The organism is Aquiflexum balticum DSM 16537 (genome assembly GCF_900176595.1).
Lineage (GTDB): Bacteria > Bacteroidota > Bacteroidia > Cytophagales > Cyclobacteriaceae > Aquiflexum > Aquiflexum balticum.
The window spans coordinates 638,574-656,827 of record NZ_LT838813.1; the positions used below are offsets into that span (position 1 = coordinate 638,574).

Below are 18,254 nucleotides of genomic sequence, written 5' to 3' on the forward strand. Positions count from 1 at the left end.
ACCAATCACATCATTCGAAGCGGGACCTAGGCCAGGCAGGCGTCATGCTGAACGAAGAAGAAACATCTCACAAAGTTCCAGAAAAGGATGATTTTTACTAAAAAAGTTAACCCTACTTTGTCAAATTTAAAGAGGATTTACAAATTTACATTTCTATTCAATAATCCTACAGAATGAAGAAAATGTCCCTTTAGGGACTATATATGGGTAGAATGAGTTTGATTTTAGTAGGGTTTAGTGCCTTTAGGTACGGGATATATGTTGTACCTAAAGGCACAAATGCCCTTCGATTGATCTTTTTTTTTACCCATATTATGTCCCTAAAGGGACCTTAGCCAATAACAGAACATAATTTTTATTGAAAATTTTCAAATCAGGTTTCCATAACTTGACAAAGTAGGGTTAAATTCTTTTCCAATAATTCAACCGTCTAATTGTATCTCTGGAGATCCCTCATGACTGGGGATGCCGCCTGCCTGCCGTAGATAGGGTTATGCTGATTTCATTACTTTTTTTGTTGATATTCCAAAACCAGATTCTTATACCTTCAAAAGTCCCTGTATGATTTCAGGCAATCATTCCGATTTTTTTGATAAATTCAGGATTCAAGTGAAAAAAAGCCCAAAATAAATCTCAGAATGATCCGAAATTTTGTGTTGTGTGCATTGCTCATCACAGGTATTTTTTCCTGTCAGCAAAAAGACAGTGCCAATAAACCTGAATATACTCTACGCTTTGGGCATTTGGCCAATGAACAGAATATCTGGCATTTGGCAGCACTCAAATTTGCTGATGAGGTATTCCAAAGGTCTGAGGGTAGGATTTTGGTAAAGATCTATCCCAATGAGCAGTTGGGCAAGGAAATGGATATGATCACCGGAATCCTGGGAGGTAGTATGGACATCATGGTTACTGCCGAATCCCTTGAGAACTGGAGCTTGCCCTTGGCCATAATGTGTGCCACTCCCTATGCGATCAAGGATTCCGATCATCTTCAAAAAGTCGCGGGTGGGCCTATAGGTAAAGAAATCGAACAGCATATTATCAATATTTCAGGTCTGAAACCCATTGCCTGGTTTGAACGTGGGGCTAGGAATCTCACCACCAATATTCCGATAAGACATCCTGACGACCTCAAAAACCTGATAATTCGGGTTCCAAATGTATCTCTTTTCGTTGCGACTTGGAGTGGTTTGGGAGCAAAGCCCACACCAATGGCCTTTTCAGAAGTTTTTACTGCCCTGCAGCAGTCCACCATTCATGGACAGGAAAATCCCTTTGCCCTGATCCGGAATGCCGGTCTGTACGAAGTGCAGAAATATGTCAATTTAACCGAACACGTCAAAGGATGGGCTTATGTGGTAATGGGGAACAAAAAATTCGAAAGTATGCCCGCTGATTTGCAAAACATAATTCTGGAATCTGCCAAAGTTATGCAGGAATATGAGCACCAGCTATTTTTGGAACAGGAAGAATTGGATGCCCAATTTCTCAAGGATAAAGGTATGGAGTTTATCGAAGTGGATAAAGAGGCCTTTATCGAATTGGCGGGTAAGGCTGTGATGGAACATTTTACAGAAGAACAGCGGAGGATGTATAGGAGAGTTCAGGAGGTTGAGTAGAAGCAAGAGATTAGAGGCGAGAAGCGAGAGCTGAGAAAATAGAGCCAAGAATCAAGAACCAAAGCCTGCCCCGAGTATCGGGGAATCAAGACAATGGGGTTTGATTGAAATGTAAGAGTCAAGTTGGGAGTTTAGAAACAAGAAACGAATTAGGAAAAACATTCTAGAATTAAGAAGACCTATCCTTTTTACCTCGATCACGATAATTATCGTGGAGAGAAGTCTATAAACCCGAAAACTGTGATATTGGATTTCTCTTGATTAAGGAATTGACAATGAAAATGAATGACTTATATGCCCCAATATTTCCTGAATGTCTCCACCGTCTCTAAAACCCATCAGGGTTTAACCTCATCCTAATAGCTCAAATGAGCCAAGTCTTACATCTTATATCTCACGTCTCAGGTCTCAAAAAAATGAAACAAACCTTAGATAAAACCCTGGAATGGGCAGTTATAATAAGCTTCGTCCTGATGATCATAACGGTGATTATACAGGTGGTGGCAAGGTATGCATTGCCATGGTCGCCGCATTGGACTGAGGAGTTGGCTAGATTTTGTTTTATTTATATGGTCAGCCTAGGTGCAGGGCTGGCAATCAAAGAACGGGCTTATGTCAATGTCAGCAGTTTACTGGACCGACTTTCTCCCAAGGGTAAGTTAATTATGGACAGCCTGATTTTATCCGCCATAATCCTGTTGATGGGAACAATGTTTATATATAGCCTTCCATTGGTAAAAATAGTCACCCTTCAGAATTCCGCCTCTTTGAAAATCAATATGGGTTTCATCTATTTCTCTATGACCTGCATGGGATTTTTGGTGATGCTTTATGCTGCTTTTGAGATATTTTTAAACCTTAAAAAATCAACATGATCCTGATCCTTTTTATTGTATTTCTGTTGTTGTTACTTTTGGGTATACCCATCGCCTTTTCTTTGGGATTGTCTGCTTTTGTATATATCCTCTTTTCGGATCTCCCACTGATTGTCATTCCCCAGAAAATGTATGCGGGAATTGATGTTTTCGTCCTTCTTTCCATTCCGGGGTTTATCCTTGCAGGAAACCTGATGAATGCCAGTGGCATTACAGGAAGGATCATCGCTTTTTGTAATGCCATTCTGGGGCATATCCGGGGTGGATTGGGCTTGGCCAATGTCGGGGCTTCCATGTTGTTTGGTGGGATATCAGGAACTGCAATCGCAGATACTGCGAGTATAGGCTCGGTGATGATTCCTGCAATGGAAAAAGAAGGTTATGATACTGATTTTTCCTGTGCTGTCACGGCAACTTCCTCCACGATTGGCCCTATTATCCCGCCGAGTTTGCCGATGATCATTGCAGCAACATTGACAGGATTGTCTGTTGGGAAACTTTTTATAGCAGGGATTATTCCCGGCTTGTTGTTGGGTTTGGGATTGATGCTGGTGACCTATATTATTTCTGTCAAAAGAAAATATCCCAAGAAAAAACGAGTTCCCTTTCTGACCATGGCCAAAAGTTTTTATCAGGCTTTTTGGGCCATTTGATGACCCTATTGATTTTGTTTGGGATCATTGGTGGTGTTTTCACCCCTACCGAAGCTTCAATAGTTGCAGTCGTCTATGCAATAGTAATCGGATTGTTGGTATATAGAGAATTGAAAGTGGGCATGTTGCCTAAAATCATTTTGGAATCAGCGAAGATGACGGCTTCGCTGATGGTATTGGTGGGATTTGCAAATCTCTTTGCCTGGATTATGACCGTCGAGGAAATCCCGCAACTGATTGCAGAAAGTTTACTGAACCTTACCCAAAATAAGATTTTGATCTTATTGATGATCAATATCTTACTCTTAATTGTAGGGGCATTTATGGAAACCATTGCTGCCTTGTTAATCTTATTTCCTGTTTTATTGGGAGTAGCACTTCATGTAGGAGTTGATCCCATTCAGTTTGCCATGATCATGGTGATGAACTTGGTGATCGGACTGACTACCCCGCCGGTTGGGGTTTGCCTGTTTGTGGCTTCAAGCATCGGCAAAATCTCCCTGGAAAAAATCAGCAGAGCCGGATTGCCGTTTTTGTTGGTCAGTCTGTTTGTCTTGCTCTTGGTGACCTACATTCCTGAGATATCGCTGTTCTTACCGGGATTGTTTTATGATTGATTTACCATGAAAAATGAAAGTTTGAGTTACGTTTTTCATGTTTAAAAATAGGAGGCATAATTGAAGAAATTGAAAACTACTGTACTTTAATTCTGATGAAACTGATTTTGCTCATCCACTCAGGTTAATAAATCAGCGGAAATCAGCCAAATCTGCGTCATCAGCGTTCCATCAAATCGAAAATTTAAGACAGAATCCTATACTGTGATACTGTACAATTCCTTTAACTTGTCAACAGTATAGTCAATCTCCTCCTTCGTATTAAATCTACTGAATGAAAACCTGACTGATTCTCTTTCATTGTCATGATTCAATGCCCTCAAAACATGAGAACCAACTGTAGCACCACTGCTGCAGGCAGAACCACCTGATGCTGAGACACCGTGTAAGTCTAAATTGAACAACAACATTCCCCTGTTTTCTTCAGAAGGCGGTAAGCTTACATTTAATACAGTGTAAAGGCTTTTGTCAGAATATTCTGACAGCCCATTGAATTCAACTCCCGGAATATGGCTTTTCAATAATTCGATAAAGTGATTTTTCAAGCCTTCGATGTGTGATTGATGTCCTGACATATCCTCATAGGCCAATTCCAACGCCCTGGATATTCCAACTATTCCGATCACGTTTTCTGTCCCACCACGCATATTTCGTTCTTGACCACCTCCATAAATAAAGGGATGGATTTTTTTGTCTTTTCTGACATATAGGAATCCTGAACCTTTAGGACCGTGGAATTTATGCCCTCCTGCCACTATGGAATCAACGGGGAGATTTTTCAGGTCATGAACATAGTGCCCCATGGTTTGAACGGTATCAGAATGAAAAAATCCCTCATACTCTTTCACCATATTTCCTATGGTGCTCAGGTCATTGATGTTTCCTATCTCATTGTTGGCATGCATGAGGGAAACCATTGACTTCGGATTTTGCCGCAAAAGCTCGTGTAAGTGGTTCAGGTTGATTTCTCCTTTGTCGTTAACCTCTACCAAACTTAAATTTACTTTTCCCTTTTTGGCACATTCCTCCAAAGTATGCAAAACCGCATGGTGTTCTATAGGAGAAGTAATGGCATGGGTGATCCCATGGGTTTCAATACCACAAACAATCGCTGTATTGTCCGCTTCGGTTCCTCCTGAAGTAAAAAAGATTTCAGCTGGAGATGCATTCAACAATTCCGCAACTTTTTTCCTCGCCTTTTCAATGGCAGACCTTACCTGTCTCCCATGACTGTGGACAGAAGATGGATTCCCATAATGCTCTTTCATAAAAGGAATCATAGCTTCAACCACCCGGTCATCCATGGAAGTTGTAGCGGCATTGTCTAAATAAACTCTCATTCGTTTTGTTTTATTTGGGCTTAGGTTGCTATCTATAAACCTGAAAGGTTTTCAAACGATTTATCAACTTGATCCATTATAAGTCTTTGTTTGTGTCCCTACAAAGGATCAACATGAATCATTTTGAACTTGTGACCACTTCCTTGATATCCTGCATAATTTTTTTGGCCAAGTGGTCAGCGGTCGCTTGGGATTCAGATTCTGAATATATCCTGATGATGGGTTCTGTATTTGATTTTCTCAAATGCACCCATTCTTTATCGAATTCTATTTTTACTCCATCGATATCATTGATGGGTTGTTTGCTGTATTTCTTTTTGATCGCTTCCAATACCTTATCTACATCGATTTCCGGTGTAAGTTCAATCTTGTTTTTGGAAATATGGTAATTCGGATAGCTGGCCCTCAATCTTGAAATGGTTTTTCCGAATTTTGCCAAATGGGTCAAAAATAAGCCGATTCCAACCAAAGCATCTCTTCCATAATGGGACTCCGGATAGATCACTCCGCCGTTTCCTTCCCCACCGATGATGGCATTGGTCTCTTTCATTTTATTGACCACATTGACCTCTCCTACTGCGGCTGCTTGGTATTGTCCAGCTCTTTTTTCTGTCACATCCCTCAAAGCCCGGGTTGAACTCAGGTTTGATACCGTATTACCGGGAGTCTGTGAAAGTACATAATCCGAAACAGCCACTAAGGTATATTCTTCTCCAAAAGGGTTTCCATCTTCATTCATGAAGCAGAGTCTATCTACATCCGGATCCACTACGATGCCTAAATCAAACTTGCCTTTTTTCAATTTCTCAGAAATGTCTCGCAGATTTTCCGGAAGTGGTTCCGGATTATGGGGGAAATTACCATCAGGTGTACAGTACATTTCCTCTATATCCTCTACACCGAGAGCTCTCAATAACTTCGGGAGTGCAATCCCTCCTGTAGAATTCACACAATCAATAACCACCTTGAACTTTCTCGCCGCAATGGCTTCCCTATCAACTAAATTGAGCCCCAAAACATGCGCTACGTGCCTGTCAATATAATCGTGGATCTCCGTATATTTTCCGATTTTTCTTACCTCGGCAAAGGAAAAATCTTCATTTTCGGCGCTTTCAAGGATCGCTTTCCCTTCCAGATCAGAGATAAATTCCCCTTTATCATTTAAAAGTTTCAGCGCATTCCACTGAATGGGATTATGACTTGCTGTAAGGATAATTCCTCCACCTGCTTTTTCCAAGGGCACGGCCAATTCCACAGTGGGAGTTGTACTGAGACCGAGATCGATGACATCAATGCCAAGACCCTGCAGCGTTGCAGAGACGAGCTTTGATACCATTTCGCCAGAAATCCTGGCATCTCTACCGATGACCACTTTTGGGTTTTGTGTATGATTGATCACCCAAGAACCATAAGCCGAAGTAAATTTTACAACGTCCAATGGAGTAAGACCTTCACCTGGCTTCCCACCTATGGTGCCACGAATGCCTGAAATAGATTTAATTAATGCCACAAGAAAACGGTTAAGTTAAAATAGAAAAATCCTGACAAGTCAGGAATAAAAAACTGGTTTGGTTATTTGAATTTGGCCATGACTTTATCCACTTCATTGTCGGGATTTCCGCAGGAACTATTGGCATCCACGGTTTTGCCGCAATAGCCACAAGTTCCCCCGTCTTTGTTAAGATAGGGATTCTGTGAAGCACAGGTGCCTTTGAATTCACCGTTTTTCAGAAATATTAGCCTAACAGACATCAAAATAAAGAATAATGCCAGAAAGCCTAAAGTCAAGTACAAGGTTGCCATATCAATTTAATTTGCGCAAATTTACGTAATACTTTCAAAACGTCCTCACCTTACGATTAGTTTCCCCGCATATGTCTGAATTATCCTCCAGAAAATCCCAACTTGAAGCGTTTGATAGACTTTTGACCATTATGGATGAGCTACGGGAGCAGTGTCCTTGGGACAAAAAACAAACTTTGGAAAGCTTGAGGCACCTGACTATTGAAGAAACCTTTGAATTGTCTGATGCCATCATTGAAAATGACCTCAATGAAATAAAAAAAGAATTGGGGGATATCCTGTTGCATATTGTTTTTTATGCCAGAATAGGCTCCGAAAAAAACTCCTTTGATATCGGGACAGTAATTGATAGCCTTTGCGAAAAACTGATCCGTAGACATCCCCATATTTATGGAGACACCAAAGCTGAGGATGAGGAAACAGTAAAACAGAATTGGGAGAAAATCAAACTTCAGGAAAAAGGGAATACTTCTGTACTTGGTGGGGTTCCAAAATCCCTGCCTGCCCTGATCAAAGCTATGCGGATACAGGAAAAAGCCCGTGGAGTTGGATTTGATTGGGAAGAAAAATATCAGGTATGGGAAAAAGTGGAAGAGGAAATGCAGGAATTCAAAGAAGCCTTCAATGCAGCAGACGATGCCGAAATGGACAAAGAAAGGGCTTCGGGTGAGTTTGGGGATTTGCTGTTTTCCTTGATCAATTATGCCAGGTTTATCGAGATCAATCCAGAAGAAGCTTTGGAACGCACCAACCTGAAATTTATCAAACGCTTCCAATACCTGGAAAAAGCAGCCAAAGAATCCGGGAAAATGATTGAAGAAATGACTTTGGCCGAGATGGATGTGTATTGGGAGGAGGCTAAAAAAATATAATCGTGTGAAAGAAGTGCAGTTTGAAATTAATTGGAAATTTATTGATATTGGATATTAAGGATATTTCAATTGGTAAATTGAGTGTGAATTTCAATTCAAATATGGCAAAAGACATCAGGTGGGTACAGCGGTTTCAGAATTACGAAATCGCTTTCTCCAGGCTCAAAGAAGCTGTTGAACAAAAGGATCTGAATGAATTGGAGCGTAATGGGCTTATTCTGCGTTTTGAATTCACAATAGATCTATCATGGAAAGTGATGAAGGACTATCTTGAAGAAAAAGGGTTTGTTTTCAAACCTTCACCAAAAGATACATTTAGACAGGCCCAACAATCAGGATTGATTGACTATGCCCAGGAATTGATTGATGGATTAAATATTAGAAATGAGCTTTCCCATGATTATAGCGGGGAAAAATTCGAAGAGTCTGAGGAAAAACTAATGGACGATGTTTTTCCGGCATTGGAAAAACTCTTGGCATTCTTTAAAACTGAAATCAATTATTGATAGCTAATTCATGAAAATTATCACGGATAAATTCGGATTGAAAGACAGGGATTTAAATACAATTTTTGAAATCTTTGATAGATATTCCGAGATCCAACTTGTCTATATTTTTGGGAGTAGGGCAAAAGGCACCCAAAAACCCGGAAGTGATATAGATCTGGCAATCATGAACACCGGGGTTTCTGATACAACCATCATGAAAATCAAATCAGAATTGGAAGATAGTTCCCTACCTTATTTTGTTGATCTTGTAAATTTTTCTAAGCTAAAACATCCGGAATTTATAGATCACATCGAAAGAGTTGGGAAGTCCTTTTATGAAAAATAAAACTTGGAGAACCTTAAAGACTTGATTTTTCACCTTCAGAACCTGCACTTTTTTATCTCTGAAAAGGATTAATTTAGCATCGAAATTTTATTCTGATTTTTTCTTTTTTATTTCTCATTTCAGTGGTAAATAGGGTTGATTTTCAAGAAAAATCACCCAAATCTATCTCTTCAATCATTGCAGTGTTTTTTTACTGTATCAGAATTAACTCTCATGAAAAGTTTTGCCCTTGTGGCTTTTGCATTCTTTCTTTTGTTGGCTTCGTTTTCAGCTTATTCCCAACAAACTGGTTTCTTCAAATTAGATAAAGAAATCAACCTTTCCATAACTCAGGAAGACTGGATACAGGTACTGGAATTGGCAAAAAACCAAATCCGTATGGATGTAGACCGGGGAGAAGGATATTATTATTCAGCTCTTGCCTTGGTCAATCTTGGTGAAATCAAAATGGCAAAACCTTATTTGGAGCAAGTCAAAAAAATGGATCAGGAGGACCTTTATATCAAAGTCTTTGAATTGGAAAAAAAGATTGGCTCCCTTTCCGGAAAAACAACTAAACAAAAAAATGAATATGAAAATTTAGCTCCGGGATTTGTTCCTCTGAGAAAAATCGACAGGTTCTTTTACAGCTATATTTATGACCCCATTACCCCATTAGGATTTTCTTTTGGAAGTATCAATCACCGCGGTATTGGAACTTATATGGTAATCAGGGGCAATTCGGCAATCTTTACCAGAGCAGGAGATCTCACTGTAAACAATAATGGCAATGTTTCAGGTACCAATGACAACGAAAATGCAGAAACCACAGGGATTAGCCACACGGGAATCTTTGAAGGAATTATGGGCATTACATGGAAAATCAAAAAACCGTTATGGATGTATACCGGGGCTGGCTTAAATCACAGTAGACAATTTTGGGAAGTTGAAATAGTTGAAGAAAACCAAGCTTTCAAAGTGACAGAATGGGCAAAAAAACCATCAGCCAATCTAAATCAGGCTAATGTAGAAAGCGGGTTCATCCTCGATTTTAAAGGATTGAATCTGAGAAGCGGAATTAGTGTTGTGGGATTCGATTTTTCGAAAATCAGATACCAAATTGGAGTTGGTTTTTCGGTGAAAAGCAAATAAAAACGCTTTTTTAAATTTCAGTAAATCACTTTTTGTTTTAAGATCATAAGTATAATTTTTTTTGAATAATAGGTATATTCACCCACTTACTCTACCGGGATATCCTTTTGAAAAAGAAAGATCAAAAAAAATACGTTGAAGAAAGATGGAAAAATATGCAGCAGCATTTTTATCTTTTTTGCCATGAACAAGATCCAACTGCGCTGCATCAAATGCGGGTAATGATCAAAAAAATCCACTCATTGGTGAAGCTTTACACTTTTACTTTTCCTGAAAAAAATGAGTTGAAATTGATATTCAAACCTGTCCGAAAAATTTTCAAAAATGCGGGAATCATCAGGGAATCCCAATTACATCTGCTCAATCTGGAAAAAACAGGAATAAGGAATGAACAATTGGAAATCCGATTAAATGAGATCATCAGAATTGAAACTGAAAAATTTCTGAAGCGTCAAAAAAAATACGGCAAAATCCTTGACTGTCAACTTGCTGAATTTCAAAAAGAGATCTCACCGATAACAAAAAAACAATTCCGCTTATTTGTAAATGCTAACCTGAAGTATGCATTTACAAATCTTCAAAGAAAAAAACACATCGCGCAGCTCCATGAATCCAGAAAAAGTCTGAAATCAATACTGCATTTATCAGAACTTTTTATCCCTGAGACCTATGGGAATAAAAAATTGAACATAGAGTACTTAACCCAGTTTGCCGAAAAAATCGGTAACTGGCATGATTTATATAAGACCAATAGTTGGTTGGAAGAAAATATGAACGGCACCATATTCAAAGAGCCACTTCTAATTGCAATAAAAGAAAGTATGGATTTAATTGATGATGCAAAATCAAACTTTAAAGAGCAGGTGTTTAAAACGTCTTCCTCCATTGAAGCTGATCAAAATAATCCTCCCATTCCTTTATAAAACATTATTTTTGTCAAAAATCCTGTTTTATGCCTCCCATCAAACTTCCGGAAGCTTTCGAAGCCCGAATGAAAAATTTTCTCGGAAACAATGAATTCCCGGAATTTGTCAAAGCCATTGAAAAAGACCCCAGGGTATCAATTAGAGTCAATCCTGCCAAGAACTACAAGAACCAAAATTCACAGAATCCAGTGCCTTGGAACAGAGATGGGTATTATTTAGAAGACAGGCCTTCCTTTACTTTGGACCCTTTATTCCACGCAGGGTGTTATTATGTTCAGGAATCTTCCTCGATGTTTATACAGCATATACTTGAATCGGTTCAAGTCCCCAGGAAAGGTGTTTTTCTGGATCTCGCCGCAGCCCCCGGAGGGAAATCCACCCTTTTGAGCAGCTATCTGCGGGGAGAGGGATTTCTGGTAGCCAACGAAGTAATCAAAGCAAGGGCAAATGTGCTCAAAGAAAACAGTATCAAATGGGGATTGGGAAATATTTTGGTTACACAAAATGATCCTGAACACTTCCGGGACTTGGAAGGATTCTTTGATTTGGTTTTGGTGGATGCGCCCTGTTCGGGTGAAGGGATGTTCAGAAAAGACCCTGAAGCCAGAAATGAATGGTCGGAAGAACATGTCAATCTCTGTGCTGCCCGACAGGAACGAATAATGGATCAGGCAGGTGCGTTGACAAAAGCCGGTGGATATCTGATCTATAGCACTTGTACTTTCAATGAAAAAGAAAATGAGGACATAGTCCGATTTGTCTGTTCGGAATATGCTTATGAGCCTGTCAGAATTCCTTTGGAACCTGACTGGGGAATAAAAGAAACTACCATTGAAACAGAAGATGGAAATTTTTACGGCTATAGGTTTTATCCACACTTAGTGGAAGGAGAAGGTTTTTTTGTAACGGTATTCAAGCGGCCAAATGATGCTTTGGTACACGAACCAAAAAAATCGAAGGATTTCAAACATCCATTTATCAAGGCTGTGGGGAAACAGGAAAGCCAAAAGCTGATTGAGAATCTTGGACTGGAAAAAGAAAGCAGTTTTTACAATTTGCAGGACAGTTTTTTTTGGATCAACTCCAAGTATCAACAACACTTTGAATACCTCACCCGCTATTTGAATATCAAATATTTTGGTGTGGAATTGGGCAAATATAATAAGCAGCAATTTATCCCAAACCACGAGTTTGCTATTAGCATTTTACCAAAAACCGGATTCGAGACCTTTGATTTGGATCTGAAACAGTCCCTTCAATTTCTGAGAAAAGATGACTTTGAAATAGAAGGTTTACCCGAAGGCTGGATTCTGGTCACCTATCACAAAACCCCTCTTGGATGGATAAAAAATCTGGGAAACAGAATCAATAATTATTACCCAAAGGAATGGAGGATTAGAATGCAGGATCATTCCAAATCCTTGTAAACAGACATATCAATCACCTCATTTTCAAGATAATGAGGATACATTTTCATATGCTGCTTTTTTACTTCTCTAATCAAGGCCTTTCTGAATTCTTCCAAATTGGTCCCGTCATGGGCCGCCATGAATACCGGGGCTATGCCGGTTTTTTTTGTGTAAGCTGTTGACAATTTCTCGAAATCAAGGTAATTGTTTTCCTCCACTTCAAGTTCTGTCATGTATTGCATTTCCTCTTCAGTAGGCATTTTGGGTACCAGATCGATTTTATTGAACACAAGCAACATGGGTTTATCTCCCGCACCCAATTCATTGAGTGTATTGTTGACTACAGCAATATGATCTTCAAAACCAGGATGTGAAATATCCACCACATGTACCAATAATTCAGCCTCTCTGATTTCATCCAAAGTAGATTTGAATGATTCTATCAAATGAGTCGGTAATTTTCTGATAAAGCCTACAGTATCAGACAGCAAAAAAGGTATGTTATCCAATACCACTTTTCTGACTGTGGAATCGACAGTAGCAAAGAGTTTATTTTCTGCAAGAATTTCAGATTTGGTCACCAAATTCATCAGCGTACTTTTCCCCACATTGGTATACCCCACAAGTGCTACCCTCACAATCCCCTTTCTACTCTTCCGCTGGGTTACTCCTTGCTTTTCAATTTCTTCAAGCTTGTTTTTCAACAAAGAGATCTTATTCCTGATATCTCTTTTATCTGTCTCTATTTCCTTTTCACCGGCACCTCCACGAGTACTGGTACCACCTCTCTGACGCTCCAAGTGGGTCCACATTCTTGTCAATCTTGGCAATAGGTACTGAAACCTGGCAAGCTCGACCTGTGTCTTGGCTTGAGCAGTCTGGGCACGGTTCAGGAATATATCGAGGATCAATAAGGAACGGTCATAAACTTTGACTTTCAGTTCATTTTCCAGATTTCTCATTTGTGAAGGAGAAAGATCATCATCAAAAATCACCATGTCCACAGCAAAATGTTCCACATAGGATTGTATTTCTTCCAGCTTTCCGCTACCCACAAAAGTTCGTACATCCGGTTTCTCCAATCTTTGGGTAAACTTATGTACTGTCTTGGCTCCAAGGGTTTCGGTAAGAAATGAAAGTTCGTCGAAATATTCAGATACCTGGAAGTCGGTCTGACCTTGTCGGATCAAGGCTACCAAGACTGCCGTTTCCTGAACAGGGGCCGTATCATATAATTTTTGAAGCTTTCTGGAATATTTACTCATGGATATTTGTTTGTATTTGAAGAATGGCAGATGTGAATAATTAGTTCCATCACTGATTCTCTGACCCAAATTTACCAAGCTACTGGCAATAAGCCTTATATTTGGGCAATTATTCCAAAATATTGATAATATGCGGATTGAAATTTCAAATTTGCTTTAAATCTACCCAACAAAAGGAATCAACTTTGGAAATGTCCGTAAGGAAAGCTTTAATAAAAAACCTGCACCTAGCACCGAAAAAACCATATGAAGATTTTGACCACACCTATTGAAGGTCTTCTTGAAATTTACCCCAAAGTCTTTGAAGATAGCCGGGGATATTTTTTTGAATCTTATAAACAAAACGTATTGCTTGAATATGGTATCGCGGAAAATTGGGTTCAGGAAAACCAATCTTATTCAAAAACAGGAACTGTTCGTGGTTTGCATTTCCAAAAACCACCTTTTGCTCAGGCCAAATTGGTCCGGGTACTTAAAGGCAAGGTTCTTGATGTAGTAGTTGATCTTCGCAAGGGTTCTGTAACCTATGGAGAAGTTTACAAAAAAGTACTGGATGATGTCCAACACAACATGCTTTATATCCCGAGTGGATTCGCTCATGGATTTTCGGTACTGGAGGATGCGGTTTTTTCCTATAAGTGCTCAAATTATTACAACAAGTCCAGTGAAGGCGGCGTTATTTGGAATGATCCAACATTGGCGATAGACTGGGAGGTGGCGAATCCGATTCTTTCTGAAAAAGATCAGGAATTGCCCACATTTGACACATTTACCCAAATGACTAAAGGAGGAATTTAATGGGAGTTTTAGATATTTTCAATTTCATAAAAAAAGAAAAACCAATTCGCGATCTTGATCTGAGCTGGATGCAAGTAGATATGCATTCTCATCTTATTCCGGGAATAGATGACGGTTCAAAATCATTGGAAGAATCCTTGGAGCTTATCAGTAGACTCAAAAATTTTGGTCTACGAAAGCTGATCACTACTCCGCATGTGATGTCTGAATATTATAAAAACTCTCCGGGAACCATTTTACCTGGGTTGGAGAAACTTCGGGAGGCCCTCAAAGAAGAAAATATAGACATTGAGATTGAGGCAGCAGCGGAGTATTTCATTGATGAAATGCTAATGGAAAAAATCCATAATAAAGAAAAAATACTGACTATCGCAGATAATCTGGTATTGGTCGAAACGGGATTTATGGCAAAACCACTGATGCTGAAGGAAATATTTTTTGATATGGAAATGAACGGATATAAACCCGTATTGGCACATCCCGAAAGGTACCAATACCTCATACAGGATAAAGAATTATTGCATGATTTGCTGGACAGGGATATTTATTTCCAAATCAATCTATTATCTCTTACAGGATTCTATTCCAAACCAATTAAGAATTTTGCAGAGACATTGATAGACGAGGGACGGATCAGATTCTTCGGAACGGACTGCCACAACCATAGGTATCTGGATATGCTCGAGACACTGCCCAAATCCAAATATTTTGATAAAATTCAGGAAATGGTAATTTTAAACAGCTCTCTATGAAGATTTTGATAACCGGTGCAACAGGACTTTTTGGTAGCTATCTGGCAAAAAAATTTGGCGCAATCGGAGAAATTTATGGTTTAAGGCGGGAAAACAGTTCCCAAAAACTACTTCAGGACAGTCCTTATAAAATCAATTGGATTGAAGGCGATATACTTGAACCGATTTCATTGGGAGCAGCCCTTGAGCAAATGGATTTGGTAATCCATGCTGCAGGAATGGTTTCTTTCGATCCCAAAGATGAAAAAAAACTGATGGAGGTCAATGTCACCGGGACGACCAATCTGGTAAATGCAATGTTGGAAAAAGGAGTACATCGGCTGATTCATGTCAGTTCAGTTTCCGCCTTGGGGAGAAGTGCTGATACATTGTCCTATGATGAAAATTCGAAATGGACAGCATCAAGATTCAATACTCCTTATGCCATTTCCAAATACCGGGCTGAACTCGAAGTTTGGAGAGGCGTACAGGAAGGACTTCAGGCATTGATCATCATGCCTTCAGTGATTCTTGGAAAAATTTCAGATGAAAGAAGCAGTACCCAGATATATCATTATGTATTGGAAGAAAACAAATACTACCCCCAAGGCACCGTCAACTTTATAGATATCAGGGACGCAGTAGAAATCACCTTCCAATTATATCAAAAAGGGCAGTGGGGTCAGCGTTATATTCTCAACCATAAGACACTATATTACAAGGATTTTTTTGAAAAAATGGCCAAAGCTTTTGGAAAAAAACCACCCACAAAAAAACTTCAATGGTATCAGCTTAAGATGGCTTTGATTGTAGTAGGAATTGCAAAAATGCTAAAACTGTCCAAAAATCCATTAAACAAACAAACTGCCATGATTTCACAGTTGGAATTGTATCTTCAAAATGAAAAAGTCCAGAAAATTTTGGACTACAAGTACATCCCTCTTGAAGAGACTTTCCAATGGGCCTTGTCGAACGAAAGCCAATAATCCTGCGTTAGCAGATTTATTATGAATTCAAGGGAATACCTAATTCCCAAAAAAGAATCAAGTAAGAAAAAATAATCTGAGTAAGATTTTGGTACTCCCAATAATTTGGTATCTTAAGTAAGAAATTAAAAGAAAGCTGATGACTGGAGATTTTGAAAACGAATGGGAAGAAGATAAAGAGTTAGTAGAAAGATTTGAAAACTCACTGAAATCCAATCTGGATTTATATTTTGAAGAGGAAGAATTAGAAAACATCATCCGGTTTTATTTTGACCAACAAAAATTCCTGAAAGCACTTAAAGCATCGGAACATGCCTTGGAAAAATTTCCTTTCAGCATTGAAATAAGACTTTTCAAAGCACAATGTCTGATTTTCAGTGATGAATTGGAGGAAGGTCTTGAAATTCTGGAAAACCTCAACAATCTCTCCCCCAATAACGAAGACATACTTCTGGCCCTCAGCCAGGGTTTGATGATCAATGGCAATATCAAAGAAGCCATCAGTTTGTTGGAAGATTTTTTGCCTTTGGCAGAGGATAAGGCCGAAGTATATTATACTCTCGGTAACCTCCACAAGGCCGATGAGAACAATGAAAAAGCAATTCATTATTACAAAGAATGTGTTAAAATCCACATCAATCATGAAGACGCTTTGTTTCAATTGGCAATGATCACTGAGGAAGAGGGTTCTTTTGATGAAATACTTCAGTTTTATCAGGAATTTATCGATCAGGATCCCTACAGTGCTGGAGCTTGGTATAACCTAGGCGTAGTTTTCAATCGTTTGGGAAGATTCGAAGAAGCTATTCAGGCATATGATTATGCCCTGATTATTGACGATTCTTTTTCCTCCGCTTATTTCAATTTGGGCAATGCCTATATGAATACCGAGCAGTTTGATCTTGCCCTCGAGGCATATCAGAACACCATAAACTGTGAAGGTGCCAATGCAGAAAATTGCTGTTATCTGGCTGCATCTTATGAAAAACTTGGTCAGATTGATATGGCCTTCAAATATTTTAAGAAATCCGCCAAATTGGACCCTGAATATGATGATGCCTGGTTTGGTTTGGGAATGTGCATGCTGAAAAAAGAAAAATATTTTGAAGCCATTCATTATTTCAGAAAAGCCATCAAACTTACCACCGAAAATCCAAATTATTGGGTAGGCTTGGCAGATGCAGAATATAACCTTGGTAATCTTCAGGCAAGTTCAGAAGCTTATGAAGAAGCTATCAGCCTCGAACCCGGAATCATTGAGACATATGTGAATCTTTCCATTATTTACTTTGATCAGAATAGATTTGAGGAAGCAATAGACGTGGTCAAAGAGGGAATTGAAGAACTTCCTGACCAAGCAGAGCTTTATTATAGAATGGTGGTTTATCAGATAAAAACCGGGAAATACAAGGAAGCCTTTTCATATTTGGAAAATGCATTAACTTTGGACTTTGGAAGACATGTTATGTTATATGAACTTATGCCTGAAATCAAGCACCAAAAGGCCATTTTCAAAATCATCTCCCAATATAAAGATGGCGCTAAGTCATCTGAATCATAAAATCAAATTACCTGAAAATCTACCGGAATGAATTACATTCTTAAGAACTTACCTGTACGTTCACAAAAACCACGTACTACTGGATTTACTATGGTCATGGATAAAGGGCTGAGTATCAAAGAAGTTGAAAACTTTGTCGATGCAAACAGTGATTTTGTGGACATTGTGAAGTTTGGCTGGGCCACATCTTATCTGACCAAAAATCTTGCCCAAAAAATACAGGTTTACAAAGACGCAGGGATACCTGTTTATTTTGGAGGTACTTTGTTCGAAGCATTTATCATCAGAGGTCAGTTTGACGATTACAGGAGAGTTCTTGAAAAATATGACCTTTCCTTTGTCGAAGTTTCGGACGGTTCTATCAGCCTGAATCATGATAAAAAATGTGAGTATATCGAAATCCTTGCCAAGGATGTCACTGTACTTTCGGAAGTAGGTTCCAAAGATGCTGCAAAAATCATCCCTCCTTATAAGTGGATAGAGCAAATGCAGGCTGAACTCCAGGCAGGTTCCTGGAAAGTAATCGGTGAAGCCAGGGAAGGAGGAACCGTCGGCCTGTTCAGAGACTCCGGAGAAGTCAGACAGGGATTGGTGGAAGAGATTCTCACCAAGATTCCAGAAGAAAAAATCATTTGGGAAGCCCCTCAAAAAGAACAACAGGTCTGGTTTGTCAAACTTTTGGGTGCCAATGTAAACTTAGGGAATATCGCTCCAAATGAACTCATCCCCTTGGAAACCATCAGATTGGGTTTAAGGGGAGATACTTTTGATCATTTCCTTGGGGACCACCAACTTTAATACCTTGATTGCGCTCCTTTTGCTGTAGTACTT

General features: G+C 39.2%; 17 protein-coding genes and 1 pseudogene. 14 read left to right on the forward strand and 4 right to left on the reverse strand.

Features of this window, described 5'->3' with window-relative positions; all coding sequences use genetic code 11:
• Nucleotides 1-638 precede the first annotated feature (638 nt).
• The 3 genes and pseudogenes from B9A52_RS02860 (at nucleotide 639) to B9A52_RS02870 (ending at nucleotide 3,767) form a co-directional block, all read left to right on the forward strand.
• Nucleotides 639-1,622, forward strand: coding sequence for a TRAP transporter substrate-binding protein (locus tag B9A52_RS02860; protein WP_084118885.1), 984 nt, complete (start codon nucleotides 639-641; stop codon nucleotides 1,620-1,622).
• A 416-nt stretch (nucleotides 1,623-2,038) separates the two neighbouring features.
• Entirely contained in the window at nucleotides 2,039-2,497 is a 459-nt protein-coding gene (locus tag B9A52_RS02865; protein WP_084118886.1) for a TRAP transporter small permease, read from the forward strand.
• A pseudogene (locus tag B9A52_RS02870) lies at nucleotides 2,494-3,767 on the forward strand (TRAP transporter large permease). Before B9A52_RS02865 ends, B9A52_RS02870 begins: the two are co-directional and overlap by 4 nt.
• Nucleotides 3,768-3,964: 197 nt before the next feature.
• Here the strand turns inward: B9A52_RS02870 and B9A52_RS02875 are convergent.
• The 3 genes from B9A52_RS02875 to B9A52_RS02885 form a co-directional block, all read right to left on the reverse strand.
• Nucleotides 3,965-5,107 carry a cysteine desulfurase family protein gene (locus tag B9A52_RS02875; RefSeq protein ID WP_084118887.1) on the reverse strand — a complete coding sequence of 381 codons (1,143 nt, stop codon included), beginning with the start codon at nucleotides 5,105-5,107 and terminating at the stop codon, nucleotides 3,965-3,967.
• A 118-nt stretch (nucleotides 5,108-5,225) separates the two neighbouring features.
• A complete protein-coding gene (glmM, locus tag B9A52_RS02880; RefSeq protein WP_084118888.1) occupies nucleotides 5,226-6,617 on the reverse strand; it encodes a phosphoglucosamine mutase in 1,392 nt (463 codons plus the stop codon).
• 62 nt (nucleotides 6,618-6,679) lie between these two features.
• Nucleotides 6,680-6,910 carry a hypothetical protein gene (locus tag B9A52_RS02885; protein ID WP_084118889.1) on the reverse strand — a complete coding sequence of 77 codons (231 nt, stop codon included), beginning with the start codon at nucleotides 6,908-6,910 and terminating at the stop codon, nucleotides 6,680-6,682.
• 71 nt (nucleotides 6,911-6,981) lie between these two features.
• Here B9A52_RS02885 and mazG point away from each other — a divergent pair, with 71 nt between their 5' ends.
• The 6 genes from mazG (at nucleotide 6,982) to B9A52_RS02915 (ending at nucleotide 12,100) form a co-directional block, all read left to right on the forward strand.
• Nucleotides 6,982-7,782: a nucleoside triphosphate pyrophosphohydrolase gene (gene mazG, locus B9A52_RS02890; RefSeq protein WP_084118890.1), complete on the forward strand. Its 801-nt coding sequence runs from the start codon at nucleotides 6,982-6,984 to the stop codon at nucleotides 7,780-7,782.
• 101 nt (nucleotides 7,783-7,883) lie between these two features.
• Nucleotides 7,884-8,288, forward strand: coding sequence for an HI0074 family nucleotidyltransferase substrate-binding subunit (locus B9A52_RS02895; protein ID WP_157370046.1), 405 nt, complete (start codon nucleotides 7,884-7,886; stop codon nucleotides 8,286-8,288).
• A 10-nt stretch (nucleotides 8,289-8,298) separates the two neighbouring features.
• Complete coding sequence (locus B9A52_RS02900; protein WP_084118892.1) at nucleotides 8,299-8,616, forward strand: nucleotidyltransferase domain-containing protein; 318 nt, start codon at nucleotides 8,299-8,301, stop codon at nucleotides 8,614-8,616.
• A 213-nt stretch (nucleotides 8,617-8,829) separates the two neighbouring features.
• A complete protein-coding gene (locus B9A52_RS02905) occupies nucleotides 8,830-9,747 on the forward strand; it encodes a hypothetical protein (protein ID WP_084118893.1) in 918 nt (305 codons plus the stop codon).
• Between the two features lie 107 nt (nucleotides 9,748-9,854).
• Nucleotides 9,855-10,670 (forward strand): CHAD domain-containing protein, encoded by an 816-nt coding sequence (locus B9A52_RS02910; protein WP_084118894.1) that lies wholly within the window; start codon nucleotides 9,855-9,857, stop codon nucleotides 10,668-10,670.
• A gap of 29 nt (nucleotides 10,671-10,699) precedes the next feature.
• Entirely contained in the window at nucleotides 10,700-12,100 is a 1,401-nt protein-coding gene (locus B9A52_RS02915; protein ID WP_084118895.1) for a methyltransferase RsmF C-terminal domain-like protein, read from the forward strand.
• Here the strand turns inward: B9A52_RS02915 and hflX are convergent.
• Nucleotides 12,082-13,347 (reverse strand): GTPase HflX, encoded by a 1,266-nt coding sequence (hflX, locus tag B9A52_RS02920; protein WP_084123364.1) that lies wholly within the window; start codon nucleotides 13,345-13,347, stop codon nucleotides 12,082-12,084. The two genes, B9A52_RS02915 and hflX, sit on opposite strands and share 19 nt — an antisense overlap.
• 246 nt (nucleotides 13,348-13,593) lie before the next feature.
• On the opposite strand from hflX, the gene rfbC reads away from it, so the two are divergent.
• The 5 genes from rfbC to B9A52_RS02945 all read left to right on the forward strand — a co-directional run bounded on the left by rfbC (nucleotide 13,594) and on the right by B9A52_RS02945 (nucleotide 18,221).
• Nucleotides 13,594-14,145 (forward strand): dTDP-4-dehydrorhamnose 3,5-epimerase, encoded by a 552-nt coding sequence (gene rfbC, locus B9A52_RS02925; RefSeq protein ID WP_084118896.1) that lies wholly within the window; start codon nucleotides 13,594-13,596, stop codon nucleotides 14,143-14,145.
• The gene (locus B9A52_RS02930; RefSeq protein WP_084118897.1) at nucleotides 14,145-14,897 is read left to right on the forward strand and encodes a tyrosine-protein phosphatase; all 753 of its coding nucleotides are present in this window, start codon (nucleotides 14,145-14,147) and stop codon (nucleotides 14,895-14,897) included. The genes rfbC and B9A52_RS02930 overlap by 1 nt, the downstream gene beginning before the upstream one ends.
• Complete coding sequence (locus tag B9A52_RS02935; protein ID WP_084118898.1) at nucleotides 14,894-15,862, forward strand: NAD-dependent epimerase/dehydratase family protein; 969 nt, start codon at nucleotides 14,894-14,896, stop codon at nucleotides 15,860-15,862. The genes B9A52_RS02930 and B9A52_RS02935 overlap by 4 nt, the downstream gene beginning before the upstream one ends.
• Nucleotides 15,863-16,001: 139 nt before the next feature.
• Complete coding sequence (locus B9A52_RS02940) at nucleotides 16,002-17,423, forward strand: tetratricopeptide repeat protein (RefSeq protein ID WP_084118899.1); 1,422 nt, start codon at nucleotides 16,002-16,004, stop codon at nucleotides 17,421-17,423.
• A 27-nt stretch (nucleotides 17,424-17,450) separates the two neighbouring features.
• The gene (locus B9A52_RS02945; RefSeq protein WP_084118900.1) at nucleotides 17,451-18,221 is read left to right on the forward strand and encodes a phosphosulfolactate synthase; all 771 of its coding nucleotides are present in this window, start codon (nucleotides 17,451-17,453) and stop codon (nucleotides 18,219-18,221) included.
• Nucleotides 18,222-18,254: the final 33 nt, after the last annotated feature.